The sequence below is a fragment of the Sporosarcina sp. BP05 genome, assembly GCF_014282005.1.
In the GTDB taxonomy this organism is placed as follows: domain Bacteria; phylum Bacillota; class Bacilli; order Bacillales_A; family Planococcaceae; genus Sporosarcina.
In genome coordinates this window covers 1-5,356 of record NZ_JACFTD010000042.1, presented here as the reverse complement: position 1 = coordinate 5,356, position 5,356 = coordinate 1, and the positions used below count along the sequence as shown (strand labels likewise).

The 5,356-nt window shown below is 34.0% G+C and carries 5 protein-coding genes and 1 pseudogene; 3 read left to right on the top strand and 3 right to left on the bottom strand.

Annotated elements, in window-relative coordinates:
* The first annotated feature begins 104 nt into the window (after positions 1 to 104).
* Positions 105 to 329, top strand: a complete 225-nt coding sequence (locus H2672_RS18825) for a DUF3953 domain-containing protein (RefSeq protein ID WP_186673914.1) — start codon at positions 105 to 107, stop codon at positions 327 to 329.
* 131 nt (positions 330 to 460) lie between these two features.
* Positions 461 to 874 carry a hypothetical protein gene (locus H2672_RS18820; protein ID WP_186673912.1) on the top strand — a complete coding sequence of 138 codons (414 nt, stop codon included), beginning with the start codon at positions 461 to 463 and terminating at the stop codon, positions 872 to 874.
* 169 nt (positions 875 to 1,043) lie between these two features.
* On the opposite strand, the pseudogene H2672_RS18815 reads toward H2672_RS18820, so the two are convergent.
* The 3 genes and pseudogenes from H2672_RS18815 to H2672_RS18805 all read right to left on the bottom strand — a co-directional run.
* A pseudogene (locus H2672_RS18815) lies at positions 1,044 to 1,291 on the bottom strand (recombinase family protein); the annotation flags it as partial.
* Positions 1,292 to 1,707: 416 nt separating this feature from the next.
* Positions 1,708 to 2,739, bottom strand: a complete 1,032-nt coding sequence (locus tag H2672_RS18810) for an S-layer homology domain-containing protein (protein WP_186673910.1) — start codon at positions 2,737 to 2,739, stop codon at positions 1,708 to 1,710.
* A 257-nt stretch (positions 2,740 to 2,996) separates the two neighbouring features.
* Positions 2,997 to 3,602, bottom strand: coding sequence for a recombinase family protein (locus H2672_RS18805; protein WP_186673908.1), 606 nt, complete (start codon positions 3,600 to 3,602; stop codon positions 2,997 to 2,999).
* A 744-nt stretch (positions 3,603 to 4,346) separates the two neighbouring features.
* Between H2672_RS18805 and H2672_RS18800 the strand changes: the two genes are divergently transcribed.
* A partial coding sequence (locus H2672_RS18800) for a hypothetical protein (protein WP_186673907.1) occupies positions 4,347 to 5,356 on the top strand: 1,010 nt, incomplete at its 3' end.

Below are 5,356 nucleotides of genomic sequence, written 5' to 3'. Positions count from 1 at the left end.
GCAGGTTAGTTCAACAACGAATTCCTTTTTTATAACAAAAAAAGAGTTCAAAATGATATGGTTAAACAAGAACTCATGCAGGGAGTTAATGGAGGAGAAGTAAAATGTTGAAAATATTGAGAGTTATCTTATCAGTTATTGTTATTGCATTAGCAGGTTATGGTCTAATTACTAAAAACTTTGAGTTTATGCCATATATGATGTTCTTCTTAGGCGTTTTTATATTGGTTATGGGGGTGTTGGAACTACAAGCAAAACGGACGACAAATGCGATAATTACTATCCTTGGATCAGCTTTTATATTATTTGTCGCCATTTATACTTTTTAAGCTAGCGGGTAGCTTTACTTCAATTAGGGGTTAAACACCCTTTTCTTCTTCAACTAAAGCAGCAGTTTAGTTGAAGAAAGAATTAAAGGGGCATAGAGGATTTCAGCAAATGTAGGAAGAGAGGAATTAACATGAAAGATGAACAGCAAAAAAAAATTGAAGAATTAGAGGGGAAAATTTATTCTCTAGAACGTAGTTTGACGCGTCTTTCTATCTTAATGGAACCTAATTTAAAATACCCATACTGGCATAGACTTCTTTCTCTAGGTATTTTTGAAGAAGATAAAAAGAAACTTGAATATATTATGTTCCATTTATCAAGCCGTTTAAACCAAGAACAAGATTCTTTAAGGATAGATACAGAATACCCATCTGAGTTGTTTGAAAAAGATTTACCGACTTTAAATCAAACAATTAATATAATTTCATCTACTTTAGATATAAAGCAAGAAGAGATTATTCAAGAAATCCTCTTATGTATGTATCGACAAGGTATGTTCCAAAAACTAATTAGTTTTCTATTTCCAGAAGAAGTAAAAAAATAGATAATGGTCAATTGTGAAACCTTTCACTTAAACTAACGAGTGCTTTAGTTGAAGAAATAAAATTATTCAAAAATAGTAAGCATCGGTGCTTTAACCGATGCTTTTTTGGTCATCGAAAAAAGTGTTATTGACAATGTTATTTATCATTTGTCCCCCTAAAGAGAACCCGTCAGATTGATTTAGTATCTTTTATTTTTGCATAGATAGTTGAACGAGGAACGCCTGTCAGCTTTACGATATCATTAACACTTAGTCCCTTTGCTTCTCTTTCAGCAAATAGACTCAGTGCTTTCTTAACCTGTTTCTCATCCTGTCCTTTCCTTCCCATATGTTTCCCTGTCCCTTAGCACGTTCCCTTCCTTCTGCTGTCCTATCATTGATTAAGTCACGTTCAAATTCAGCGATAGCTCCTATCATTTGTTCATTTTGTTAGGTCAATATTTCAATTTCTGGTTGTGCGACTGGCAGTTATGGAAGGCGTTCGTTAGGTGGTAATGATGAGTGGCAGCGTTACTGTGGGATGTTATTGAGTGTATAGTAGTTCATTATGCGGTATTGGTGCAGTAATTCGTTTGATTATCTATGGTCAATGGCAAGGAGAGGCGGAGTCTCTCTGTAATATGACGGATCTAAATGTCGTATTTATACAGGGATACTCCGCTTCTTTATGTTGTCGTATATGTACATTGAATCTTAGTTTTATGTGTTCGGGTGTTATGGATTAAAACAAAAAAAGAGTAGCTGAATGGGCTACCCTTTATCTTTCAACTCGCTTACTATTTTGTTTAAATCAAATATCGAATGGGTAATCAGAACGAATAACCAGAAATACTTCACTTTATTTCAACATACTCTCCATACACTCCACTTTCAACCAACTTATTAAAGTGATAATCCAAGGAAAGAAACATTCCTGTTCTACCATTTTCATATTTATATAAAGCTGTATTCCCTGTTTTTTTTGAATACAACACATAGCGCCCCTCCCGGTCGGTGAATTTTCGACCTGCAAAATCGGGTAAAATCTCATTAAAAAATTCCTTTTCTGATATCTCTGCGAATATATAATCGACATATTTACCACTGTAGTAAATTGACATACTCGGATACTCTTGAACCAATTCACTATTGTAATCGAAATCAATATACTCTCTTTTCGGCTTACCTAATCTAGCCACAACTTCATTTTTAGACATAGAGACAGTTATATTATTTAACATAATTTTTTTTGTAACTAAATCTAGGTATACTTTTCTTTTAGGGACTGGTCTGAAAGCTGGATTCATTGCTCTAGCAAGAAATGCAGAGATATGTGCTTTGGTTAAACTTTCATTCGGTTTAAATGTTCCGTCTGGATACCCCGAGGTAATATTTGAATACGCTAGTTTTCTTACTGCAACATAAGAAGTTGAGCCTTTTGGAACATCTTTGAAGTTAATATCCGCTTGATTCGTCAATTTAAAAGCATTAGCAATAAAAGCAGCCATGTGTACCCGAGTAACCAGATTAGTGGGTTTAAAAGTACCGTCTGGATATCCGTTAATTATGCCCGCATTCACTGCCGAATTAATGTAGCCAGATGAATATCTACTTTCTGGTACGTCTTTGAATTTTGTTTTTGTTTTTGTTCCGTCAAGTCCAACAGCTTTCGCAACCATTACTGCAACTTCTTCACGGGTTACTTTATCGTTGACACCGAACTTTTCCCCACTTGAAATAACGCCTTTGTCCAATAGATACATGATTTCTGTATAGTTGGGATGACTTTTAGGTACGTCTTTGAAATCAGCATTAGCAGCATTTACTTGTGGAACTAATGAAAGCATTAAAATTAAAGTGAAAAAGATTGCTATAAATTTTTTCATGATACTCCTCCTTGGTTATATGTGTTTATATTAACCTTTGTACTATACCATATAAATAATAGTTAAATAGAATTACATTATAGGTGTTATTGCGTGGTGTTTGGACGGAAATCAATTAATGACAAGTAGAGGCGGCATTCCCAGTAATATGACGGATCTTGTATGTCATATTTAAACAGGGATATCGCCTCTTTATGTATCTCATATATGTACATTGAATCTCCCTTGAAAAATCTATTGAATTGAAAAGCTCTTGCTTAAAGATATTTGTCGGTACAATGCAATGAATTTCTTATTTCCTCCTTAGCTGCTTCTCTTTTTGCACGGGTTAACGTTGAAACGCTTATTCCCGTTTGTTCGCTTACTTCCTTATACGACATTGTATCAAGCATGGTCAAAGCATTTTGAACGTGCTTTTTGCCAAACTTTTTTGGGCGACCTTCCACGAAGTCTGGACGTTGCTTTGCAATTGCCTTTCCTTCTTGCGTTCGTTCAATAATCATATTACGTTCCATTTCGGCAACCGCTAACAATGTAGTCAAAAAGAAACGTCCCATTGTTGTATTCTCTAAAAGACCAACATTTAGTACGTGTACACGAACGCCCTCTTTGAACAGTCCCTCAACAATCTCTATTCCTTCCTTTGTGTTGCGTGCAAGACGGTCGAGTTTCGTTACTATCAGCGTGTCTCCTTCTTGTAATACATCCAATACTTCTTTAAGTTGTGGACGTTCCTTTGTTGTCCCAGTGAATTTCTCTTTATATATGACCGTACAACCTTCTGATTCTAACGCTTGAAGTTGCACTTCTAAATCTTGTCCTGCTGACGACACCCTTGCATAACCATACCGATTCTTATTCATTCAAATTCCCCCTCACACTTACGACCAAATGTATTGACCATCTGATAATCCCTATACTATCACATCGACATTTGTTGGTCAATACTGTTAAGTTATGACTAAGTCTATTGTGACCATGACTATTTTGAATGACAGGCGGCACAAAATATAGCTGTTCCAATAGACATAAGGAATTAAAACAGATTCATAAATCTAAAACAGTTGAGCACCCACTATTAACGATGAATGCTTTTTTATTTGTAAGGGGGGGTACTTAACAGTTAGTGACGAGTTGCAATCTGAGGAGTGTGGCGGAACAGTTCAATGCTCAAACCCCATTTGTATATATACACGATACGAAAAGTTATTGAAATTCTAGGGAAAAATTGTTTACGCCAAAAATATAGAATTTCATTGGTCCTTGTCACTTATAGTATTGAGTCGAAATATCCGCACGATACTTTTGTGTGTTTTCCTACTTAAATAGTATTAGACGTGGGAGGTTGTAAATGTAGAAATAAGATTTGAAATAGAGGAAGAGGGAAAGAGGGTTAAAACTGTGAAAAATTAATAATTATATTGATTTGTGTAAAAGAATATTAGTGTATGTAGTTAACCAAGTATTTCATGAGAAAGCTTACAACCCGCATTAAGTTTTGATTTAAAAAACTAAGTTGATAATTGAAGAATATGAATATTGCTATTAAGTACAAAATGAATCTGGAAATAACAAAAAAACAATAAGAAAAAGTGAGAGTGGTAATAATGTCGGAGAAAAGAAGAAAATCATATTTTACAGTAAAGAAATTGAAAAATATAATTTTTAATGTTAGAGAAGATGAAAAGAATACATACATGCCCAATGAAATATTCAATGACCTAAATGAAGGTTTTAAAGATGAAGAAAAAGCAAAATCTAGTACGCATATTGCTTTTGCCTACAGTTATATATATTTAGCACATTACATGTATCGATATTGTAAATATGATTATTATAGTAATTATTATAGTCAATTATATATTGATGAAAAGATGATTAAGCAGATATTGGGTTTCCCTGCAAAGGCAGACCAGTATACATACATTACAAAAAAAGGTGGAATATTGGATAAACTTGGATATATTAGAAAAGAAAGTGACGTTCCAATTGAGCCCGTTATTGTTAATGCGGTAGGTGAGAATATTTTGGAAATATACACTGGAAAGGGTATGCCACTAGAAATGGAACTTGCTGAAGCAGCGAAGAGTGGGGGAGAGTTTAAAATCAGTCACTTCATTATGGAAAGTAGATATCGGGAAGTATACGGTAACAGCAAAAATAGAAAAATTAATTTTCCTATTAAAGCTTTTTTTCGAGATAACGAATGGTGTGAGGATGAGACTGATGATGATAGAACAGGTACATTTTGGAGTATTGAAAATACACATATAATTAATTTTGATGTATTTATATTTTGTATGGCTGATGCAGAACTGGGTGTGAAAGGATTCTATTTATACTGCTTCATGCTATATATGAATGATAAGCATTCGAGTGGCTTTGACTGCTCAATAAATAGATTAGTGACTTTAACTGGATTAGGAATGAAAACTGTTAGAGAACAATTAGTGAGATTAGAGGAACGTAATATGATTACGAATGACCACAAGCCTTATTGCTTAGGAAAAAAATACTGGCAAATAACAAAAACAAATACATATAAAGTTTTATCTCATAATGAATTTATTTCAGATATGTCTAAGTTTAATTTGATTCAGAAGCAGAGAAGAATCAG